Annotated in this window: 13 protein-coding genes; 10 read left to right on the forward strand and 3 right to left on the reverse strand. The window is 74.8% G+C overall.

All coding sequences use genetic code 11. From position 1 onward, the window contains the following. The first annotated feature begins 19 nt into the window (after positions 1 to 19). From ABD343_RS23870 to ABD343_RS23880, 3 genes are read left to right on the forward strand one after another with little or no spacing between them, the layout of a single operon-like run. A complete protein-coding gene (locus tag ABD343_RS23870) occupies positions 20 to 7,309 on the forward strand; it encodes an amino acid adenylation domain-containing protein (protein ID WP_344531363.1) in 7,290 nt (2,429 codons plus the stop codon). A 10-nt stretch (positions 7,310 to 7,319) separates the two neighbouring features. After that, positions 7,320 to 7,514 carry an MbtH family protein gene (locus ABD343_RS23875; protein ID WP_344531364.1) on the forward strand — a complete coding sequence of 65 codons (195 nt, stop codon included), beginning with the start codon at positions 7,320 to 7,322 and terminating at the stop codon, positions 7,512 to 7,514. Positions 7,515 to 7,567: 53 nt separating this feature from the next. Beyond that, positions 7,568 to 8,875 (forward strand): DHA2 family efflux MFS transporter permease subunit, encoded by a 1,308-nt coding sequence (locus ABD343_RS23880; RefSeq protein WP_425578288.1) that lies wholly within the window; start codon positions 7,568 to 7,570, stop codon positions 8,873 to 8,875. Between the two features lie 339 nt (positions 8,876 to 9,214). Here the strand turns inward: ABD343_RS23880 and fes are convergent, their stop codons facing one another. Both fes and fhuB read right to left on the reverse strand, forming a co-directional pair. Beyond that, positions 9,215 to 10,414, reverse strand: a complete 1,200-nt coding sequence (gene fes, locus ABD343_RS23885) for an enterochelin esterase (RefSeq protein WP_344531366.1) — start codon at positions 10,412 to 10,414, stop codon at positions 9,215 to 9,217. Between the two features lie 32 nt (positions 10,415 to 10,446). Then, positions 10,447 to 12,687 carry a Fe(3+)-hydroxamate ABC transporter permease FhuB gene (gene fhuB, locus ABD343_RS23890; protein WP_425578253.1) on the reverse strand — a complete coding sequence of 747 codons (2,241 nt, stop codon included), beginning with the start codon at positions 12,685 to 12,687 and terminating at the stop codon, positions 10,447 to 10,449. A 269-nt stretch (positions 12,688 to 12,956) separates the two neighbouring features. Here fhuB and ABD343_RS23895 point away from each other — a divergent pair, with 269 nt between their 5' ends. The 7 genes from ABD343_RS23895 to ABD343_RS23925 all read left to right on the forward strand — a co-directional run bounded on the left by ABD343_RS23895 (position 12,957) and on the right by ABD343_RS23925 (position 20,820). After that, positions 12,957 to 13,778, forward strand: coding sequence for a 2,3-dihydro-2,3-dihydroxybenzoate dehydrogenase (locus ABD343_RS23895; protein WP_344531367.1), 822 nt, complete (start codon positions 12,957 to 12,959; stop codon positions 13,776 to 13,778). 94 nt (positions 13,779 to 13,872) lie between these two features. Next, a complete protein-coding gene (gene dhbC / locus ABD343_RS23900; RefSeq protein ID WP_344531368.1) occupies positions 13,873 to 15,087 on the forward strand; it encodes an isochorismate synthase DhbC in 1,215 nt (404 codons plus the stop codon). Beyond that, entirely contained in the window at positions 15,084 to 16,775 is a 1,692-nt protein-coding gene (locus tag ABD343_RS23905; protein ID WP_344531369.1) for a (2,3-dihydroxybenzoyl)adenylate synthase, read from the forward strand. Before dhbC ends, ABD343_RS23905 begins: the two co-directional genes overlap by 4 nt. Before the next feature lie 22 nt (positions 16,776 to 16,797). Beyond that, a complete protein-coding gene (locus ABD343_RS23910) occupies positions 16,798 to 17,439 on the forward strand; it encodes an isochorismatase family protein (RefSeq protein ID WP_344531370.1) in 642 nt (213 codons plus the stop codon). A gap of 11 nt (positions 17,440 to 17,450) precedes the next feature. Continuing rightward, the gene (locus tag ABD343_RS23915) at positions 17,451 to 17,720 is read left to right on the forward strand and encodes a phosphopantetheine-binding protein (RefSeq protein ID WP_344531371.1); all 270 of its coding nucleotides are present in this window, start codon (positions 17,451 to 17,453) and stop codon (positions 17,718 to 17,720) included. Positions 17,721 to 18,002: 282 nt separating this feature from the next. Further along, complete coding sequence (locus ABD343_RS23920; protein WP_344531372.1) at positions 18,003 to 19,385, forward strand: family 2B encapsulin nanocompartment shell protein; 1,383 nt, start codon at positions 18,003 to 18,005, stop codon at positions 19,383 to 19,385. Continuing rightward, entirely contained in the window at positions 19,372 to 20,820 is a 1,449-nt protein-coding gene (locus ABD343_RS23925) for a SufS family cysteine desulfurase (RefSeq protein ID WP_344531373.1), read from the forward strand. Before ABD343_RS23920 ends, ABD343_RS23925 begins: the two co-directional genes overlap by 14 nt. A 6-nt stretch (positions 20,821 to 20,826) precedes the next feature. Here the strand turns inward: ABD343_RS23925 and ABD343_RS23930 are convergent, their stop codons facing one another. Beyond that, entirely contained in the window at positions 20,827 to 22,068 is a 1,242-nt protein-coding gene (locus tag ABD343_RS23930; RefSeq protein WP_344531374.1) for an ROK family protein, read from the reverse strand. Positions 22,069 to 22,165: the final 97 nt, after the last annotated feature.

Here is a 22,165-nt window from a genome sequence, read left to right on the forward strand (position 1 = left end):
CACGGGAGTTGTCACCTTCATGCACGCGCGCCGTCCACTGCCCCTGCTGACCGCCCAGGCCGGAATCCACTACGCCCAGCAGCTCGCGCCCGGCAGCACCGCGTTCCAGACCGCCGACCGCGTCGAGATACGCGGCGCGCTCGACGCCGGCCGGTTCGTCACGGCGCTGCGCCGCACCGTCGAGGAGGCCGAGACCCTCCGTCTCCGGGTGACGGACGACGCCGCCCAGTTCGTCGAGCCGCTCCCCGAGGACTGGAGCCCGCACGTCCTCGACGTACGGGACGCGGCCGACCCCGAGGCCGAGGCGACGGCCTGGATGGACACCGAATCCGCAACGTCCGACGGTCTGATGGCCCAGGCCCTCCTCCGGCTCGCCGACGACCGCTGGTGGTGGTACCAGCGCGTCCACCACGTCGCCGTCGACGCCTACGCGCTGCGGCTCATCGGCGAACGTGTCGCCGAGCACTACACCGCGTCCGCGGAGGGCCGGGACCCGGCCCCGTGCGCCTTCGCGCCGCTGGGCGACCTGGTCGAGGACGAGCGGGCGTATCTGGCGGGCGAACAGTACGCCGCGGACCGCGCGTTCTGGGCCGAGCGGATGGCGGACCGAGGGGACACGGCCCCGCCCACCCTCGCCACCGCCGAAGCCGCCGCCGGTGAGGAGCTGCTGCACCGCGTCGTCGACCTGGACGGCGAGGCGTTCGAGCGGATCTCGCGGGCCGCCGAGGCCGTCAGGGCGACCTGGGCCGAACTGGCGCTCGCGGCGACCGCCGGGTATCTGCACCGGGTGACCGGCGCCGAGGACGTGGTGCTGGGGCTGCCGTTGACGAACCGGCGGGGAGCCGCCGCGCTGCGGACGCCCGCGATGACCGTGAACGTCCTGCCGCTGCGCCTCGCCGTACGCCCCCGCGACACCGGCGCCGAACTGCTGCGCCGCGTCGTGCTGGAGATGCGTGCCGTCCGCCGCCACCAGCGCTACCCGCAGGCCGACCTGCGCCGCGACCTCGCGCTCTCCTCGGCGGACACGCCGCTGACCGGGCCGATGGTCAACCTCAAGCCGTTCGGCACCGACCTCGGCCTCGCCGGGCTCACCGGCACCGTGCACAGCCTCGCCGCCGGGCCCGTCGAGGACCTGTCGCTCGGCTTCGCGCCCGGCCCAGGCGGCGGGCTGCGCGTCACCCTCGACGCCCGCGCCGGACGCTACGACGAGGACGCGCTCGCCCGGCACGAACGCGGCCTGCTCACCTACCTCGACGGCCTCGCCGGGCTGCTGCTCGACAGCCCGGTCACGCCCGTCGGCCGCCTCGACGTGCTCGGGCCGGAGGGCGTACGGGCGGCGACGACCGGCCGTAGCGAACCGCCCGCCGCCCGCACCGTCCCCGCCTCGCTGGCCGCGCAGGCCGCGCGTACGCCGGACGCCGTGGCCGTTCGGGCCGCCGACGGCACCCTGACGTTCGCCGAACTCGACGCCGCCGCCGACGCGTTGGCGCGGCGGCTGCACGCGCTCGATGCCGGGGGCGAGCACGGGGGCGAGCACGGGCTCGGGCGCGGGCGCGCGGTGGCGCTCGCGCTGCCGCGCGGCACGCACATGGTCACCGCGCTCTTCGCCGTGCTGCGCGCGGGCGCCGTCTGCCAGCCCCTCGACCTCGGGCACCCGGAGGAACGGACGCGGGCCGTGCTGGAGGACGCGGCGCCGGTGTGCGTCGTGGGCACGCGGGCGACGCTGGACGCGCTGGATGCGGGGAACGCGGTGACGCTGGCGCTGGACGAGCCGGGGGCCGGACCGGCGGACGGCCTGGCGTGGGACGGGCCCTCGCTCGACGACCCCGCGTACCTCATCCACACCTCCGGCTCGACCGGCCGCCCCAAGGGCGTGCTCGTCACGCACGCCTCGCTCGCCAACCTCCGCGACGGGCACGCCGAGGACCACATCGCGCCCGCCGTCGCCCGTACCGGACGCGACCGGCTGCGGGTCGCGCACAGCGCGTCGTTCGCGTTCGACGCGTCCTGGGACCCGCTGCTGTGGATGGTCCACGGGCACGAACTGCACCTGCTGGACGACGCGACGTACCGGGACCCGGCCGCGCTCGCCGCGTACGTCGAGGCGCACCGCGTGGACTACCTCGACGTCACGCCCTCGTACGCCGAGGCGCTGCTCGCGGAGGGGCTGCTCGCGCCCGGGCGGCACCGCCCCGCCGTCCTCGTCGTCGGCGGCGAGGCCGTCTCAGGGTCGCTGTGGGAGCGGCTGACGGTGGACGAGGGGCTGCACGTCATCGACCTGTACGGGCCGACGGAGGCCACGGTCGACGCGTACTACCGGGTGCCGGGCGCCTCAGGGGTGGTGGGCCGTCCTGTGCGGGGCTCGCGGGTGTACGTCCTGGACGCCGGCCTCCGCCCGGTGCCGGAGGGCGGGACGGGCGAGCTGTACCTCGCCGGGGCGTGCCTCGCGCGCGGCTATCCGGGGCGCCCGGACCTGACCGCCGAGCGGTTCGTCGCCGACCCGTTCGGGGCGCCCGGCGACCGGATGTACCGCACGGGCGACCTCGTACGCCGCGCCGCCGACGGCCCCCTCGCCTTCCTCGGGCGCACCGACGACCAGGTCAAGATCCGCGGCTTCCGCATCGAGCCGGGCGAGATCCGGACGCGGCTCGCCGCCCACCCCCGCGTCGCGCACGCCGCCGTCGTCACGCGTGAGGGCCCACACGGGAAACGGCTGCTGGCGTACGCCGTGCCGGACGCGGAGAACACGCCCCCGGGCCCCGCGGAGCTGGTGGACCACCTCTCCCGTACGCTCCCCGCCCACATGGTGCCGAGCACCGTCACCGTCCTGGACTCCCTGCCGGTCACCGCCAACGGCAAGCTCGACCAACGGGCGCTGCCGGAGCCCTCGGCCGAGGGAGGAGAGGAAGCCGGCGCCTCTCAGGACCCGTTCACGGAGCTGGTGTGCGGGGTCTTCGCCGACGTCCTCGGCATGGACGTGCCGCCCGCGCCCGGCGCCGGGTTCTTCGAACTGGGCGGGCACTCGCTGCTCGCCGGACGCCTCGCGGCCCGCCTGCGCGAGGACCTGGGCGCGCGCATCGGCCTCGCGGACGTCTTCCGGCACCCGACACCGGCCGCGCTCGCGGCCCGGGTGCGCGCGACGCGGGAAGGAGCGGACGTACCGGAGGAGCTGCGCGTGCTTCCGCGCGCGGCGGACGGCCCGACCGAACTGCCCCTGTCCCCCGCGCAGCAGCGCCTCTGGTTCCTCCAGCGCCTCGAAGGCCCGAGCGCCACGTACAACATCCCGCTCGTCCTCACCCTCGACGGCCCCCTGGACCGGGCGGCCCTGAGCGCGGCCCTCACCGACCTCGTCGCCCGCCACGAGCCCCTGCGCACCCTCTACCCGGACGACGACGGCGGCTGCCAGCTCGTGCTGCCGGCCGGGGGCGAACGGGCGCGCGTGGAGCCCCGGTTCGCGGCGCCGGAGGAGCGGCTCGCGGACGCCGTACGGCACGGCTTCGACCTCGCGTCCGAACTCCCGCTCCGGGCCACGGTGTTCGAGGAGCGCGCGGAACGGCACACGCTCCTTCTCCTGCTGCACCACATCGCGGGGGACGGCGCGTCGATGACGCCGCTCGCCCGCGACCTCGCGACCGCCTACACCGCGCGCGTCCGGGGCACGGCGCCCGGGTGGGCACCGCTCCCCGCCCAGTACGCGGACGTCGCCGACCGGCAGCGGCGGGCGCTCGGGGCGCCGGAGGCACCGACGCCGTTCGCCAAGGAGCAGCTCACGTACTGGAAGCAGGCCCTCGCCGGGCTGCCGGACCAGCTCGAACTGCCCGCCGACCGGCCGCGTCCGGCCGTCGCGTCCACGGACGGCGGCACCGTGCCGTTCGCGCTCGACGCCGCGACGCACGCCGCGCTGCGGAGGCTGGCCCGGGCGAGCGGGGCCAGCGTGTTCATGACCGTGCAGGCCGGGCTCGCGGCGCTGCTGACGCGGCACGGCTGCGGCACGGACATCCCCCTCGGCACACCCGTCGCGGGCCGGGACGACGACGCCACGGCCGGGCTCGTCGGCTTCTTCACCAACACCGTCGTGCTGCGCGCGGACACCTCCGGCGACCCGGACTTCCGTACGCTCCTCGCGCGCGTCCGCGCCACGACGCTCGGCGCGTACGAGCACGACACGCTGCCCTTCGACCACCTCGTGGAGCACCTCAACCCGCCCCGCTCGCTCTCCCGGCACCCGCTCTTCCAGACGATGCTGGCCTGGCAGTCGGTGCCGGACGGGGAGTTCGCGCTGGGGCCCGAGCTGACGGCGGCGATGCGCGCCGTGCCGTCCGGGACGGCGAAGTTCGACCTCACGCTGAACGCGGGCGAACGGCCGGGCGGCGGGATCTCCGGCTTCCTGGAGTACCGCACCGACCTGTTCGACCGTACGACCGCGCAGGCGCTCTCCGACCGGCTCGCGCGGCTGCTCACCGCCGCCGCCCGGGAGCCGGACACCCCGCTCGGGCTGCTGCCGCTGCTGAGCGCCGAGGAGCGGCACCGCGCGGTCGTCGAGTGGAACACCCGTCCCGCGCCGCCGCCCGCCGCGCCCGTCACGCTCGCCGAGGTGTACGAACGGGCCGCCGCCGCGCACCCGTCGCGTACGGCCGTCACCTGCGGGGACGCCTCGCTGACGTACGCGGAGCTGTCCGCGCGCGCCCAGCGGCTCGCCCGGCTGCTGGCCGCGCGCGGCATCGGGCCCGGCTCGGTGGTGGCGCTGGCGCTGCCGCGTTCGACGGAGCTGGTGACGGGGCTGCTCGCGGTGGCGCTGTCGGGCGCCGCGTATCTGCCGCTGGACCCCGGCTATCCGGCCGACCGGCTCGCGTACATGCTGGAGGACGCCCGCCCCGCCGCCGTCGTGACGGACGCCGCGACGGCGCCGGAACTTCCGGACCACGACCTGCCGGTGATCACCGTGGACGGCGGCGAGGACGGGGCGGCCGAGACGGCCGAGGCGCACGGCGGCGGGCCGCTCACCGACGACGACCGCACCCGGCCGCTGACGCCGCACGACGCCGCGTACGTCATCTACACCTCCGGCTCGACCGGCCGCCCCAAGGGCGTCGTCGTCACGCACGACAACGCGACGCGGCTGCTGTCCGCCACGGACCACTGGTTCGGCTTCGGCCCCGACGACGTGTGGACGCTCTTCCACTCCTACGCCTTCGACTTCTCCGTGTGGGAGCTGTGGGGCGCGCTGCTGTACGGCGGTCGCGTCGTGGTCGTCCCGCACCTGACCAGCCGCGACCCGCGCGCGTTCCTGCGGCTGCTGGTGGACGAGGGCGTGACCGTCCTCAACCAGACGCCGTCCGCCTTCCACCAACTGGCCGCCGCCGACCGCGAAAACCCGGAGCTGGGCGCCCGGCTCGCCCTGCGCTACGTCGTCTTCGGCGGCGAGGCCCTGGAGCTGGCGCGGCTGGACGACTGGTACGCGCGGCACGCGGAGGACGCGCCGACGCTCGTCAACATGTACGGGATCACCGAGACCACCGTGCACGTCTCCTATCTCGCGCTGGACCGGGCCACGGCGGCGGGCGCGACATCGAGCACGATCGGCGTCAACATCCCCGACCTGCGCGTCTACGTCCTGGACGCGCGCCTGCGGCCCGTACCGCCCGGCGTGACGGGCGAGATGTACGTCGCGGGGCGGGGCGTGGCCCGCGGCTATCTGGGGCGGCCGTCGCTGACGGCGACACGCTTCGTCGCCGACCCGTACGCGCACCTCTTCGGCGAGAGCGGCGCCCGGATGTACCGCTCCGGGGACCTGGCCCGGCGCCGTGCCGACGGCACGCTCGAATACTCCGGCCGCGCCGACCAGCAGGTGAAGCTGCGCGGCTTCCGCATCGAACTCGGCGAGATCGAGGCCGTCCTGGCCGCGCATCCCGCTGTCGCGGACGCGGCGGTGACGGTACGGGAGGACGTACCGGGCGACCGGCGGCTGGTGGGGTACGTGGTCCCGGCGGGTACGTCGTCGGCGGGCACCTCGTCTGCGGACGGTCCGCCGACGGACGTTCCGTCCGCGGACGGTCCGCCGACGGACGGTCCGCTCGCCGATGATCTGCTACGGGAGCATGCCGCGGCGGCGCTCCCCGCGCACATGGTGCCGTCCGCCGTCGTGACGCTCGACGCGCTGCCGCTCACCGGCAACGGCAAGCTGGACCGCGAGGCGCTGCCCGCGCCCGGGGTGCCCGCCGCCGGGACCGGGGGGCGTCCGCCGCGCACCCCGCGCGAGGAGCAGCTCTGCGCCGTCTTCGCCGAGGTGCTGGGGCTTCCCCGGGCCGGCGTGGACGACAACTTCTTCTCGCTGGGCGGCCATTCGCTGCTCGCGGTGCGGCTCGCGAGCCGGATCGAGGCCGCGTTCGGCACCCGCGTCTCCATCGGCACCGTCTTCCAGCACCCCACGCCCGCCGCGCTCGACGCGGCGCTGGACGCGGACGGCGGAGCGGGGTCCGACGACCCGCTCGACGTGCTGCTCCCGCTCCGCCCCGCGTCCGGGGGCGGCGACGACGCGCGCGCCCCGCTCTTCTGCGTCCACCCGGCCGGCGGCCTGAGCTGGTGCTACGCGGGCCTCATCCGCAACCTGCCGCCGGACGTGCCGATCTACGGCCTCCAGGCCCGGGGCGTCGGCGCCGCCACCGCGCACGAGCCGCTCCCCGCCTCCCTGGAGGAGCTGGCCGCGCACTACGCCGACCGCGCCCGCGAGGTGCAGCCCGCGGGACGCCCGTACCGGCTGCTCGGCTGGTCGACCGGCGGCATCATCGCGCACGCGATGGCGGCGGTGCTCCAGGAGCGCGGCGAGGAGGTCGAGCTGCTCGCCGTCCTCGACGCCTACCCGGCCGAGGGCTTCCGCGAGCTGCCCGAGGCGGACGAGACCGAGGCACTGGAGTCGCTGCTGGCGATGGGCGGTTACGGGCCCGACGCGCTGGAGGGCGCGCCGGTCACGCCCGAGGGCGTGGTGGAGGTGCTGCGCCGCGAGGGCAGCCCCCTCGCATCCCTCCCGCCGTCCACGATCGAAGCTCTGGGTGCGATCTATCTCAACACCAACCGTCTGGTACGGAACTACGACCACCGGCCCCTCGACGGCGACGTGCTCTTCTTCCGCGCCACGGTCGACACGATCGACGAGGCGCTCACCCCGGACACCTGGACCCCGTACGTGCGCGGGCGCATCGACAACACCGACGTCGCCTGCTCGCACAAGGACATGACCCTGCCCGAACCGATCACGCACATCGCCCGCGTGGTCGCCGACCGCCTGACGGCCCTGGCCCTGGAGCACTGAGGCACCCGCCATGAGCGACGCACCCACGAACCCCTTCGACACGGACGACGACGCGGCGACGTTCCTCGTCCTCGTCAACGAGAGCGGCGAGCACTCGCTGTGGCCCGAGTTCGCCGAGGTCCCCGAGGGCTGGACGGCCGCGCACGGCCCGTGCGCCCGCCAGGAGGCGCTGGACTGGATCGGCCGGGCCTGGATCGGCCGGTGAGCAGAATTCTGCCGGGGCCCCGTACCTGCGTGGTCCTCGTCTACACGGCCGCGATGTGCATGAACGGCCTGGACTCGACGATCGTCAACCCGGCCCTCTTCACCATCGCGCGGGACTTCGGGCAGCCGGTGTCGGCGGCGAACACCGTGGAGACGGCGTTCCTCGTCGCGCTCGCGCTGACCCTGCCGGTGGCGGGCCGGCTCGGCGACCGGTACGGCACGAAGCGCGTCTTCCTCGGCGCCCTCGCGGTCTTCACCGCCGCGAGCGCGGCCTGCGGGCTGGCGTGGGACCTGCCCTCGCTCGTCGTCGCGCGCGGCGTCCAGGGCCTGGCGGGCGGGCTGTTGACGCCGGTCGGGATGACGCTGTTGTTCCGCGCGTTCCCGCCGCACGAACGGGTGAAGCTGTCGAAGGTGCTGATCGTGCCGACCGCGCTGATGCCCGCGCTGGGGCCGCCGCTCGGCGGCTTCCTGACCGCGCATCTCTCCTGGCACTGGCTGTTCTTCGTGAACGTCCCGGTCGGCGCGGCGGCGGTCGCGCTCGGCGCGGCCGGGCTGCGCGAGCATGTGGAGGGCACGGACGCAGCGTTCGACCGTACGGGATTCTGGCTGGTCACCCCCGCGCTGGGGCTGCTGACGTACGCGCTGGGCTTCGGGCCGACGCGCGGCTGGGCGGACCCGCCGGTCGCGGTGGCCACGGTGCTGGGCGCCGCGCTGCTGATGGCGGCGGTGGCCCACCAACTCCGGGCGCCCGCACCCCTGTTGAGACTCGGCCTGCTGTCGGACCGGGTCTACGGCGCCGCGACGGTGCTGGCCGCGCTGACCGGCGCCGGGCTGATGGGCGTGCTGTTCGTCTTCCCGCTGCTGTACCAGGCCGCGCTGGGCGCGTCGGCGCTGGACGCGGGGCTGAGCGTCTTTCCCGAGGCGCTGGGCCTCATGCTGGCCTCGCAGGCCGTCGACCGCCTCCTCCCGCGGCTGGGCCCGCGCCTCCTCACGGTCCCCGCGCTGGCGCTGGCCGCCGCGGTCTTCGCGGCCCTGGCCCTCCCCGGCGTCGCGGAGAACGTCTGGGCCGTACGGGCGCTGATGTTCGCGATCGGACTCGTCCTCGGGACGGCGGTCCTCACGATCCAGATCGCGGGCTTCGAGGGCGTGAGTCCCGCCGATACGGGCCATGCGATGGGGCTCTTCCAGATCGTCCGCACCGTCGGCGGTGCGCTCGGTATCGCCCTGTGCGCCGCCGTCGCCCACGCGTCCTCGTTCCGAGCGGCGATCGCGACGACGGCGGCGCTCCTCGCCCTGAGCGCCTTCCCCGCCACCCGCCTCCCCACGACAACCCCCGCAACCCCACAAGAGTCCCCGGCCTAACACCCCCGCGCCGTGCTGCGCTGCGCTGCGCCCGGGAGGCCTGGCACCCCGGCAAGGGGCAGGCCCCTTGCTCCCCCCTCCCGCTGCGCTTGGGAGGTCTGTGCGTGGGGGCGCCCCCTGCTCGAAGAGCTTGGGGGAGCAGGGCTGGCAAGCGCAGCCCCCTTCGCCGGGCGGGCCGGACATGAGGGCTGGGTACGGGCTGCCCCGTGCCGTGCTTTGCAGGCTGCGGCTGCGCCGTGGCCGGTCGCGCCCACGCGGCGGAGCCGCAAGACAAACACAGGCCCGCGCCCCTTATGGGGCAAGCCCCGACGTCTCGGGCCCCCTGTGGGGCCGCTGGGCCTACCGCGCCGGCGGGGCCAGCAAGGTGGTGAGGCCGGTGGCGAGGCCGCCTCGCCAGCAGGCGTAGTCGTGGCCGCCGTTGAATTCCGCGTACGCGACCTCGTAGCCCCGAGCCCGCAGCACGTCGCGCAGGCGACGGTTCTCCTCCAGGAGCATCCACTCCTGGTGCCCGACCTCAAGGTAGAAGCGGACCGGACGGCGCGGAGCCGTCCCGTACTGGCGCGTGAGCCACTCGGGGTCCTCGTCCGGCCACCAGAACGAGCCGGACTGGCAGAGCGCGAGCCCGAACGCGTCGGGGCGGCGGTGCGCCGCGTACGCCGCGGTGAGCCCGCCCGCGCTCTGGCCGGCGATCAGGGTGCGGGAGGGCCCCGGCCCGGAACCGTACGTGCGGGCCGCCCACGGCAGCACCGCGTCCGCGAGCCAGTCCGTGAACTCCGCGCTGCAACTGAGGTCCTCGTGCCGCGAAGCCATCGTGTCGACGAGCAGCGCGAGCGTCGGCGGCAGCGCGCCGTCCGCGTGGAGGTTGTCCAGCGTGTCGCCGACGCCCAGCACCGGGCCCCACATCTCGCCGTCGAGCAGCACCGCGACCGCGTACGGGCCCGGTACGGGCGGGACGTGGGCCGTGACGCCGCGCCCGTCGATCTCGTGGCGGACGGTGCGCCCGCGCCGTACGCCGGGCCGCCGCGCCACGTACGGCTGCGGCGGCGCGTCCTCCAGCGCCAGTACGGACGCGGGGTTGCGGCCGTCGCGGGCGGCGAGGACGGGGCGCGGGCCGAACGGGTCGGGGAGCGCCTCGTCGAGGACGCGCAGCCACGCCTCGCGGTGCGTGCCGGGCACGCCGTCCGCGCACACGGCGAACTGGTACGAGGCGCGGTGGTCGGCGCGCAGCCGGTAGGCGAGGACCCAGACCTCGGTACCGGGGATCCGTTCCATGGCGTGCGGCGTGAGGTCGCCCGCGTGCCGGTCCTTGTCGGTGACGGTGTGGAGGAGGGTGACGACGGCCGCGGCCTCGCCCCGCCACAGGAACGTCACCTCGCGGTACGCCGGGTCGCCCCGGGGGTCGGGGGCGACGAGCGGGGTGCCCGTGGCCTCGACGCGGAGCCAGAAGTCCCGTTCGGCGCCGGGGACTCCGGCACGTACGGCCTCGCGGAGAGCGGCGAGAGCGGCGAGAGCGGCAGGAGCGGTGGGGGCGTTCGGCATGGTGGTCGGGCCTTTCGTTCTCGTACGCGCGGTCATACGCGGGTCGCCGCCGACCGCCCGAGCAGCACCCACAGCAGGAACGGCCCGCCCAGCACCGCCGAGACGACGCCGACCGGCAGCTCCGTGCCGTCGAACACGATCCGGCCGAGCGTGTCCGCGAGGACGACCAGCGCGGCGCCCGTCAGCATCGAGCCGAGCAGCGGGACGCGCAGCGGCCCGGAGAGGCGGGAGGCGATCACGGGCGAGGCGAGCGCGACGAAGCCGACGGGGCCGCAGACCCCGACGGCGAGCCCGGCGAGGGCGACGGCGAGCAGCAGGCACAGCAGCCGGGTGCGGGCCGGGCGGGAGCCGAGGGAGGCGGCGGTCGCGTCGTCGAAGCGCAGCACGCGGAGACCGCGGCCGACGGCGAGCGCGAGCGGCACCAGGACGGCGAGGCCGATGAGCACGGGGACGGCGACGGAGTAGCCGCGCCCGTTGAGGCTGCCGGAGGTCCATACGTACAGCGAACTGGCGGAGTTGAGGGAGCGGCGGGCGAGCACGACCTGGGTGACGGCGGAGGCGAGCGCGGACATGGCCAGCCCGACGACGAGCACGCGGTAGCCGCGCTGCCCGAGCCCGCCGGAGACGGCGGTGACGACGAGGACGGCGACGAGCGCCCCGACCGGCCCCGCCCACCAGGCGCCGAACGTGCCGCTCGCGGAGAGCGAGACGGAGACGAGGACCGCGGCGGTGGCGCCGTCGTTGACGCCGAGGAGTTCGGGGGTGGCGAGGCGGTTGCGGGCGAGGGTCTGCGTCAGGCACCCGGCGAGCCCGAGCGCGGCGCCCGCGGCGAGCCCGGCGACGATCCGCCCGAGCCGGAACTTCTGCACGAGCAGCACGTCGAAGTGGTCCCCGTACCCGAACACGGCCCGGAAGGTGCGGGCGAGGCCCATGTCGCTCTGCCCGGCGTACGCGGAGAGCGTCACGGCGCACCCGACGACGAGCAGCAGGCCGAGGACGGCGAACGCGGGCCGGTAGGGCAGGAGGAGCGAGAACGGGCCCCGCCGCACCGCCACTTCGCCGCGCACCGCCACTTCACCACGCACCCGCGCGGCCCACGCGAGTCGCGCGCCGCGCGCCGCTCGCGCGCCGCGCGCCCCTCGGGCGGCGCGTCCACCCCGGTCGCCGCCCCGGTCGCCGCCCCGGTCGCCGCTCCGGCGCGCACCCGAGGGCCCCTCCTCCGCCGCCGGGTCCGTCATGCCCAGGGAGGCGAGGTGCTTCGACCGTACGATCGCGATCAGTACGGGGGCGCCGATCAGGGCGACGATGACGGAGACCGGGGCCTCGTACGGGCGGGAGACGACCCGCGCGGCCACGTCGGCGGCGACGAGGACGGACGCGCCGATGAGACCGGCCAGCAGCAGTCGCGCGGCGAGGCGCGTCCCGGCGAGCGCGCGGGCGAGGAACCCGGCGAGGAGGCCGAGGAAGGAGATCGGTCCGGCGAGTGCGACGGCGGCGGCCGTGAGGAGGGTGACGGCGACGGCGACGGCGGTGCGGATCAGGCCGGGCCGGTGGCCGAGGCCGCGCGCGAGGTCGTCGCCGAGCGCGAGCGCGGAGAGCGGGCGGGTGACGAGGAGCGCGAGGAGGAATCCGAGCGCGAGGACCGGTGCGAGCCGGGTGAGTTCGCCGGTGCCCTCGACGCCGGCGAGCGAGCCGAGGACCCAGAAGCGGAACGTGTCGTAGGTCTCCGCGGAGTTGACGACGAGCACATTGGTGAGGCCGCCGAAGGTCGCGCCGAGCGCGGCGCCCGCGAGGACGAGCCGCATGGGCGAGCCGCCGCCGCGCCGGCCGGCGATCAGCAGCACGAGGCCGCTGGCGACGACGGCGCCGGTGAACGCGCACACCAGATACGCGTATCCGGAATCGAAGCCGAAGAGCGCGATCCCGGCGACGACGCCGAGCGAGGCGCCCGCGTTGACGCCGAGCAGCCCGGTCTCGGCGAGCGGGTTGCGGGTGACGGCCTGGAGCAGGCAGCCCGCGACGCCGAGCGCGGAGCCGACGAGCAGCGCGGTGAGCGTCCGGGGCAGCCGGAGGTCTCCGACGACGAGCGAGAGGCGGGCGTTCGCGCGGGCCCCGTCCCGGTCGAGGAGGTAGTCGAGCACGCGGCCCGGGCCGACCTCCCCGGCGCCGACGGTGAGCGAGAGCGCGGTCAGCGCGAACAGCGCCGCGGCGAGGGCGATGACGGTCGGCGTGACGGTACGGGACGCGCGCGCGGCCTCGGGAGGGGGTTCCACGGGATGGCCCTGAGTCTGATCCGGAACCTGACCCCGAGCCTGGTCCGGAACCTGACCCCGAGCCTGGTCCGGAACCTGACCCCGAGCCTGGTCCGGAACCTGACCCCGAGCCTGGTCCGGGGCCTGGTCCCGAGCCTGGTCCGGGGGCTGTTGGGGGTCCTGGACCGGCGTTCCCGTGGGCGGCGTGAGCATGAGGTGAGGTTAGCCTAAGCTATCCCGCGTCACATAGGTTAGGCTCACCTAATTAAATGAAGGGGAAAGGACGGGTCATGCCCGAGCACATACCCGACGGCACCGGCGAGTTCGCGGGCCGCACGGCCCTGGTGACCGGGGCCGGACAAGGCATCGGTGCCTCGGTCGCCCTCTCCCTCGCCGCCGCCGGCGCGCACGTCGCGGCGACCGACCGCGAGCCGCACGGCATCGAGGCCCTCGCCACCGAGTGGAGGGCCCGTGCCGCGGACGGGCCCGGCGCCGTCACCCCGTACGTCCTCGACGTCACCGACGCCGACGCCGTCACCCGCACCGTGGACCGCGTCGAGGCCGAACTGGGCCCGCTCGACATCCTCGTGAACGTCGCGGGCATCCTGCGCACCGGCCCCGCCACCGAACTCGCCGACCAGGACTGGGCCGACACCTTCGCCGTGAACACCACCGGCGTCTTCCACACCTCGCGCGCCGTCGCCGGGCGCATGGCCGCGCGCGGATCCGGCTGCGTGGTGACCGTCGGCTCCAACGCGGCCGGGATCCCGCGCTCCGGGATGGCCGCGTACGCCGCGTCCAAGGCCGCGGCCACCATGTTCACCAAGTGCCTCGGCCTGGAGGTCGCCCGCAGCGGCGTACGCTGCAACGTCGTCGCGCCCGGCTCCACCGACACCCCGATGCAGCGCGGCATGTGGGCGGACGACCCCGAGGGGCGCGGCGAGCGCCGCGTGATCGACGGCGACCCCGCCGCGTACCGCACGGGCATCCCGCTGGGCCGGATCGCCGAGCCCCGGGACATCGCCGAGGCCGTGGTCTTCCTCGCCTCCGACCGCGCCCGGCACATCACCTTGCAGGAGCTGTACGTCGACGGCGGCGCGACCCTGCGCTGAGCCCCGTGCGGTCCCCGCCCGTATCTCGTTCTCCTCAACGCCCCCTCATCCCCCTCACCCTCCTCATCACGTCATCCGAGCATTGGAGCGCCCCGTGTCGACGGTCCCTGATGTCGCCACGCACGTCACCCTGGCCGACCCGGCCCACCCCGCCGTGGGAGCGGCCACCTCGCTGCTGGACGCCTACACCCCCGGCGCCCGCTTCCTCGCCACCCCCACCCGCACGCTCCTGGCATACGGCGTGCACAGACCCGTGCCGCACGGCGCGGATCCCCTGCCGCACAGAGTCGAGGCCACGCTCGCCGAGGCCCGCGCCGCCGGGCACCGGGCGCCGCTCGTGATGGGCGCGATCCCGTTCGACCAGACCGCGCCCGCCGTGCTCGCGGTCCCCGAGGACGTACGGACCGCTCCCCCGCTGACCGCCGACCCGCTCATCGCGCTGCCCTCCGCGGCGCCCGCGGACGCCGCGGACTGGCGGATCCGCGCGGTGCCCGACCCGGAGGCGTACGGGGAGGGCGTGGCCGCCGCCGTCGCGCGCATGTGGCGCGGCGAGTTCAGCAAGGTCGTGCTCAGCCGCACCCTCGAACTCACCTCGCGCGCCCCGCTCGACGTCCCCGCGATGCTCCAGCGGCTCGCCCGCCGCGACCCGTCCGGCTATACGTTCGCGCTCCCGGCGGACGCCACGGGCGACCGTACGCTGCTGGGCGCCAGCCCCGAACTCCTCGTCTCCCGGCGCGGCGAGCGCGTCGTCGCCAACCCCCTCGCGGGCTCGATCCCGCGCAGCGCCGACCTCGCCGAGGACGTGCGCCGGGCAGCGGCCCTCCTCCAGTCCTCGAAGGACCTGCACGAGCACGCGGTCGTCGTGGACGCCGTGCACCAGGCGCTCGCCCCGCACTGCGCCGCCCTCGACGTGCCCGCGAAGCCGACCCTCATCCGTACGGCCGCCATGTGGCACCTGTCCACGACGGTCACCGGCACCCTGGCCGAACCGCACGCCTCCGCGCTGGAGCTGGCCTGCGCGCTGCATCCCACGCCCGCCGTGTGCGGCACGCCGGTGGACACCGCGCGCCGGGTGATCGCGGACACCGAGCCGTTCGACCGGGGCCTCTACACCGGCATGGTCGGCTGGGGCGACGCGGAGGGCGACGGCGAGTGGGTCGTCACCCTGCGCTGCGCCGAAGCCGCCGAACGGAAGCTCCGCCTCTACGCCGGGGCGGGCATCGTCGCCGCCTCCGAACCGGACGCCGAGGTCGCGGAGACCGCGGCCAAGTTCCGCACATTCCTCGACGCGGTGGGAGCCTCGCTGTGAGCCGCACGCTTACGGGCGGGAGGCCCGACGCCCTCGCGCCCACCTGGCCCGCCGAGTTCGCGGAGCGATACCGCGCTGCCGGGTGGTGGGGTGGGGAGACCTTCGGGCAGGTGCTGCGTGACCGGGCCGCGGTTCACCCCGGGCGGCTCGCGGTCGTCGATCCCGCGTCCGGGCACCGCTGGACGTACGCGGAGCTGGACCGGCGCGCCGACCGGCTCGCGGCCGGGCTGCTCGCGCGGGGCATCGGCAGGGGCGACCGGGTCGTCGTCCAGCTCCCGAACATCGCCGAGTTCTTCGAGGTGATCTTCGCCCTCTTCCGGATCGGCGCCCTCCCCGTCTTCGCGCTGCCCGCGCACCGGGAGACGGAGATCGCGTACTTCTGCTCGTTCACCGGCGCCGCCGCGTACGTGATCGCGGCGGCGCACGGCGGGTACGACTACCGTGAGCTGGCCGCGCGGACGAAGGCCGACGTGCCCACGCTGCGGCACGTGTTCGTCGCCGGGGACGGTGACCCGGGGCCGTTCGAGCCGCTGGCCGCGCTGCGCACGGAACCGGCCGCCGACCCGGCGGACCTCGCCGGGCCCGCGCCGCACGAGCTGGCGTTCCTTCAGCTCTCCGGCGGCAGCACGGGCGTCCCCAAGCTGATCCCGCGCACCCACGACGACTACATCTACTCGCTGCGGGGCTCGAACGAGATCTGCGGCGTGGACGAGGAGAGCGTCTTCCTCTGCGTCCTCCCGGCCGCGCACAACTTCACGCTCTCCTCGCCGGGTTCGCTCGGCGCGCTCTACGCCGGGGCCCGCGTCGTGATGTGCCCGGACCCCAATCCCGACACCGCCTTTCCGCTCATCGAGCGCGAGGGGGTCACCCTCACCGGGCTCGTGCCGCCGCTCGCGCTGGTGTGGACGGAGGCGGCGCCCGAGGCCCGTTACGACCTCGGGAGCCTCCAGGTACTGCTGGTGGGCGGCGCCAAGTTCAGCGAGGAGGCCGCGCGGCGTGTACGGCCCGCGCTGGGCTGCACCCTCCAGCAGGTGTTCGGCATGGCCGAGGGGCTGGTCAACTACACCCGCCTGGACGACCCCGAGGAGACCGTCGTCACCACGCAGGGGCGGCCGATCTCCCCCGACGACGAGATCCGCGTCGTGGACGACGAGGACAACGACCTGCCCGTCGGCGCCACCGGGCACCTCCTCACCCGGGGCCCGTACACGATCCGGGGCTACTGGAACGCGCCGGAGCACAACGCCCGTTCGTTCACCGCCGACGGCTTCTACCGCACCGGCGACGTCGTACGCCTCACCCCGACCGGGCACCTCGTGGTCGAGGGGCGGGCCAAGGACCAGATCAACCGGGGCGGCGAGAAGATCGCCGCCGAGGAGGTCGAGAACCACCTCCTCGCCCACCCCGCCGTGCACGACGCGAACGTCGTCGCCGAGCCCGACCCGTACCTGGGCGAGCGCACCCGCGCGTACGTGATCCTGCGCGCCGGGGCCGCCGAGGGCGAGCGCCCGAGGCCCGTGGAGCTGAAGAAGTTCGTGCGCGCGCGGGGGCTGGCCGCCTACAAGGTGCCGGACCGCGTCGAGTTCGTGGACGCCTTCCCGCAGACGGGCGTCGGCAAGATCTCCAAGAAGGACCTGCGCGCCGACGCCGCGACCGTCACCGACGCCGCGACCGACCACACCCGCTGAACGACGAAGGACCCCGCGCCCCATGGCCCTGCCCGCCATCACCCCGTATCCGCTGCCCACGGCGGCCGAGCTGCCCGCCAACCGCGTCGGCTGGACCGCCGACCCGTCCCGCGCCGTGCTGCTCGTGCACGACCTCCAGAACCACTTCCTGTCGGCGTACGAACGCGACCGCGCGCCCGTCCCCGCGCTCCTGGCCAACGTCGCCGCGCTGAAGGAGACCGCGGGCCGCCTCGGCGTGCCCGTCCTCTACACCGCGCAGCGCGGCGGCCAGACGCCCGAGGAGCGGGGGCTCCAGCAGGACTTCTGGGGCCCCGGGCTGCCCGCGGACCCGCACGCGGAGGCCGTCGCGGACGAGGTCGCTCCGGGCCCGGACGACGCGGTGCTCACCAAGTGGAAGTACAGCGGCTTCGTCCGTACGGACCTGGAGGAGCGGATGCGCGCGCTGGGCCGGGACCAGCTCGTGCTCGTCGGGGTCTACGCGCACATCGGGGTGCTGATGACGGCGGCCGACGCGTGGATGCGGGACATCCAGGCGTTCGTGGTCGCCGACGCGGTGGCCGACTTCTCGGCCGGCGAGCACGCGCAGGCCCTGCGCTGGGCGGCGGGCCGCTGCGCCGTCGTCACCACGGCCGCGACCGTCTTCGACAGCTCCGAGGGAAAGTAGGGCACACGACCATGGCACTCACGGCACTCACACGCGCACGGCTCAGGGCCGACGTCGCCGACGCGCTGGGCGAGGACCCGGCGGACATCCCCGAGGACGAGAACCTGGTCGACTACGGCCTCGACTCGGTCCGGCTGATGTCCCTCCTCCAGCGCTGGCGGCGCGACCACGCGGACCAGGCGGGCGAGGTCGCCTACGCGGACCTGGCCGAGGAACCCGCACTGGAGCGGTGGGCGGTGCTGCTGGGGGTACCGGGGGCGCCGGGGGTGCCGGAATCCTAGGCCTCTCCCCCGGTACGTGAACCGGCCGTTTCTCCCTGATTTCCCCGTGACCGGGAGGGACGGCCGATTGCGTCCGGCACGTGCCGGGGGAAGGTGCCCCGTGTCCCTGCCGAGGCCAGGCGAGTGGTCGGCCCAACCCGGTCTAACCTTCACATATTTGTGCGTTCTCCCTTTCGAATGTTTCCGGACCGTGAGGGCAAGGTGGCCCCTTGTGAGTTCCGGCGGCCAACCGGACGATCGGGCGGCAATCCATCCGCACTCGGTTCCCGGAGGATTCCGCCCATGTCCGACCGTTTGAGCCTCAGCCCCGATGTCGCACGGCAGTTGGCCACCGCCACCAAGACCCACCCCCAGATGCGCGGCATCACCCCGCGCTACGTCCTGCGCGCCCTGCCCTGGGTCGACGTCGAGGCCGGTGTCTACCGCGTCAACCGCCGCCGCTCCTTCGTGCTCGGCGACGACCGCATCAGCACGTACACCCAGGACGGCGACCGCCGCGTCCTGCCCGAGGACCTGCGCGAGATCCCCTATCTGCGCGAGGCCGACGGCACCGCCCTCTCCCAGCTCGCCGAGGCCTTCGAGGAGGTCTCCTTCGAGGCGGGCCAGGAGCTGGTCGCCGAGGGCGCCTCCGCCGAGAAGCTGTGGGTGCTGGTGCACGGCCGCGCGGAGAAGCGGGCCTGCGGGCGGTACGGGGACGACGCGCTGATCGAGGTCATCGGCGACGGCCAGTACTTCGACCTGGACGCGTGGAGCCGCTCCGAGCCCATGCCGTACCAGGTCAAGGCCATCACCTCGGGCACGGCCCTGTGCCTGGACCGCTCGGCGCTCGCCCGGGTCGCCGACGGGGACCCGGCGCTGCACTCCTCCCTCCAGGCCTACACCTCGGCCGACCGGCCTGCCCCGGGCGCCGAGGTGCCCTGCGAACTGGCCGCCGGGCACACCGGGGAGCCGGACCTCCCGGGCACGTACGTCGAGTACGAGGACGCGCCCCGCGAGTACCACATGACGCTCGCGCAGACCATGCTGCGCGTCCACACCCGGGTCTCGGACCTCTACAACGAGCCCATGGACCAGACCCGCACCCAGGCCGACCTGACCGTGCAGGCGCTGCGCGAGCGCCAGGAGTGGTCGATCCTCAACCACCGGGACTTCGGCCTCTTCCACAACGTCCCGGCCGGGCAGCGCGTCCAGACCCTCGGCGGCCCGCCCACCCCCGACGACCTGGACGAGCTGCTGTCGCGGGTGTGGAAGCAGCCCGGGTACTTCATCGCCCACCCCCGGGCCATCGCCGCGTTCGGCCGGGAGTGTACGCGCCGGGGCGTGCCCCCGGTGATCGACTCACGCTTCGGCAGCCCGCTGCTCACCTGGCGCGGCGTGCCCCTCCTGCCCTCCGACAAGGTCCGGCTGACCGGCCCGGCGGGCGCCGGCACCTCGGAGATCCTGCTCATCCGCACCGGCGAGGCCGAGCGCGGTGTGGTGGGCCTGCGCCCGTCCGGCGTGCCCGACGAGATCGAACCGGGCCTGTCCATGAAGAACATGGGCGTCGACAGCAAGGGCATCACCTCGTATCTGATGACGGCGTACTTCAACGCGGCGGTCCTCGTCGAGGACGCCATCGCCGTGCTCCAGAACGTCGAGGTGGGCATCTACCATGACTACTCCTGACCTGCTGGGCGGCCTCTCTCCCCGTCCCAACCCCACGCTCACGCCCACCACTCCGGTCACCGCGCTCACGCCCCCGGTCCCCTCGACGGCCGCGGTCCCCGCGGAGGCGCCGCCCGAGGTCCCGGCGGAGGTGAGGGCGGAGGTCCCGGCGCAGCCCGTTTCCCCGGCAACGGCCCCCGAGTCCCCGTCGCTGATCCCCCCGCCCGCGGGAGGGTTCACCCCGGAGGCGGCGCGCGCGGACGTGCCCGCGCTCCACCGGACCGTGAACGGGCACCCGCTGGTCTGGCTCGACAACGCCGCGACCACGCAGAAGCCCCGCCAGGTCATCGAGATGCTCGGCACGTACTACAGCGCGGCCAACTCCAACATCCACCGCGGCGCGCACACCATGGCCCGCGAGGCGACGGAGGCGTACGAGGCGGGACGCGCGGCGGTCGCGGACTTCCTCGGCGCGCCCTCCCCCGACAGCGTCGTCTTCGTACGCGGCACCACCGAGGCGGTCAACCTCGTGGCGCAGAGCTGGGGCCGCGCCCACGTCGGCCCCGGGGACGACATCCTGGTGCCCGTCCTGGAGCACCACTCGGACATCGTCCCCTGGCAGCAGCTCGCCGCCGAACGCCGGGCGCGGGTCGTCCCCGTGCCGCTCACGCCCGAGGGCACGATCGACCAGGACACCTTCGCCGACCTGCTCTCGTACCGCACCCAACTGGTCGCGATCAGCCACGCGTCGAACGTCCTGGGCACGATCTCCCCCGTCCGCGAGATGACGGCGCTGGCCCACCGTTACGGCGCGAAGGTGCTGGTCGACGGCGCCCAGGCGGTCGCCCACCTCCCGGTGGACGTCACCGAACTGGACGCCGACTTCTACGCCTTCTCGGGGCACAAGATCTTCGGCCCCACGGGCATCGGCGCGCTCTACGCCAAGCCCGAGGTCCTGGAGACGATGCGCCCCTGGCAGGGCGGCGGCAACATGATCGAGGACGTCACCTTCGCCCGTACGGCCTTCGCGCCCGTCCCGCACCGCTTCGAGGCGGGCACGGGCCACATAGGCGGCGTCGTCGGCCTCCTCTCCGCCCTCAACTGGCTCTCGGGCTTCGACCGCGAGGCCGTCGCCGCCTACGAGACGGCGCTGACGGAGTACGCCCACCAGGCCCTCGGCACCGTCCCCGGCCTGGAGCTGATCGGCCCGGCGGCCCAGAAGGTCGGCGTTCTCACGTTCACCCTCGCCGGGTGCACCCCCGAGGAGACGGCGGCCTGGCTCGACAACGACGGCATCGCCGTCCGCGCGGGCCACCACTGCGCCCAGCCGGCCCTCCGCCACTACAACCTGGAGTCCGCCACCCGCGCCTCCCTCGCCCTCTACAACACCAAGGAAGACCTCGACCAACTCACCACCTCCCTCCTGCGCCTCCAGGACCAGCAACCCACGGCCTGACGGCCTTCACCCCGACGGGGCGGGGTCCGGAGTCCGGATCCCGCCCGCGTCGAGGAAGCGGCTCAGGGGGAGGGTCGCGGCGCCTACCGTGACCGCGTCGGGGCCCAGTTCGCCGAGGGCGAGGGTCGTGCGGGACGCCGGGTGGTGGAGGGCGTAGGCGGTGACGGACTCGCGGATCGCGGGGAGGAGGCGGGGGCCCAGCAGGAGTCCGGCCCAGCCGGCGAGGACGATGCGTTCGGGACTGTAGAGGTTGACGAGGTCGGCGATGCCCGCGCCCAGGTACTCGGCGGTCTCCGCGAGGACCGCGTCGGCCTCGGGGGTGCGGGAGGCGAGGAGTTCGGCGAGGTCGGATTCCTCGCCGGCGCCGTGGCGGCGCGGGCCGCGCCAGCGGTCGAGGATCGACTCGGCGCCCACGTACGCCTCCAGGCAGCCGCGCGCCCCGCAGCGGCAGGGGCGGCCGCGGAGCTGGACCGTCGTGTGGCCCCACTCGGCGGCGCCGCGCGAGGCGCCGCCGTACGCGCTGCCGTGGGTGACGACGCTCGCGCCGACGCCCGAGCCGAGGAGCGCGACGACCGCGTCCTGGGCGCCGCGTCCGGCGCCGAACCACATCTCGGCCTGGCCCAGCGTCTTGGCGCCGTTGGAGATGAAGAGGGGGACAGCGGGCGGGAGGCCCGTCTCCTCTCTCAGCAGGGCTTCCAGGGGGACCGCGTCCCAGCCGACCGTCTGGCCGTGGACGACGGCGCCGCCGCGTGCCGGGTCGCGTTCGACGATGCCGGGGACGCCGATGCCGACGCCGAGGAGGGGGATCTCCGGGTCCTCGGACGCCCGTACGGCCGCCAGGCCCTCGGCGATCAGCCGGGCGACGTGGGTGACCTCGTGCCCGCGGTCCTCGGCCCGCAGGGGGTATTCGGCGCGGGCCTGCTCCATGAGGGATATGTCAAAGAGTTCAACACGTACGCCCGTTTCCCCGACATCGACGCCGATGAGCGATCCGGCCCGCGCGGCGACCCGCAGCAGGGTGCGCGGGCGGCCCCCGTCGGAGTCGACGGAACCCGCCTCCTCCAGCAGCCCTTCGGTCAGCAGCCCGGAGGTGACGTTGCTGACCGAGCCGGAGCTGAGGCCCGTCGCGGGGCCCAACTCCTGGCGGCTCAGCGGGCCCTCGAAGTACAGATGTCGTAGCAGTGTGGCGCGGTTCGTACGGCGCAGATCGCGCACGGTCCGCCGGTTCCCCAGGTTCCCTACGGGCATGTGGCTCCCTTCCCCGCCTGAACTTACCTGTGCGTGACGTCTTGACGGCCACTTATTTCACTACTTAACTCACGCTCCGAGTTAAGAGCGAGCCGTG

The organism is Streptomyces albiaxialis, from assembly GCF_039530985.1.
Taxonomy (GTDB): domain Bacteria; phylum Actinomycetota; class Actinomycetes; order Streptomycetales; family Streptomycetaceae; genus Streptomyces; species Streptomyces albiaxialis.

Coding starts and splice junctions, on each gene's coding strand:
- ABD343_RS23870 (WP_344531363.1), top strand. CDS start 20: ATGCACGCGCGCCGTCCACTGCCCCTGCTGACCGCCCAGGCCGGAATC.
- ABD343_RS23875 (WP_344531364.1), top strand. CDS start 7,320: ATGAGCGACGCACCCACGAACCCCTTCGACACGGACGACGACGCGGCG.
- ABD343_RS23880 (WP_425578288.1), top strand. CDS start 7,568: ATGTGCATGAACGGCCTGGACTCGACGATCGTCAACCCGGCCCTCTTC.
- fes (WP_344531366.1), bottom strand. CDS start 10,414: ATGCCGAACGCCCCCACCGCTCCTGCCGCTCTCGCCGCTCTCGCCGCT.
- ABD343_RS23895 (WP_344531367.1), top strand. CDS start 12,957: ATGCCCGAGCACATACCCGACGGCACCGGCGAGTTCGCGGGCCGCACG.
- ABD343_RS23910 (WP_344531370.1), top strand. CDS start 16,798: ATGGCCCTGCCCGCCATCACCCCGTATCCGCTGCCCACGGCGGCCGAG.
- ABD343_RS23915 (WP_344531371.1), top strand. CDS start 17,451: ATGGCACTCACGGCACTCACACGCGCACGGCTCAGGGCCGACGTCGCC.
- ABD343_RS23920 (WP_344531372.1), top strand. CDS start 18,003: ATGTCCGACCGTTTGAGCCTCAGCCCCGATGTCGCACGGCAGTTGGCC.
- ABD343_RS23925 (WP_344531373.1), top strand. CDS start 19,372: ATGACTACTCCTGACCTGCTGGGCGGCCTCTCTCCCCGTCCCAACCCC.
- ABD343_RS23930 (WP_344531374.1), bottom strand. CDS start 22,068: ATGCCCGTAGGGAACCTGGGGAACCGGCGGACCGTGCGCGATCTGCGC.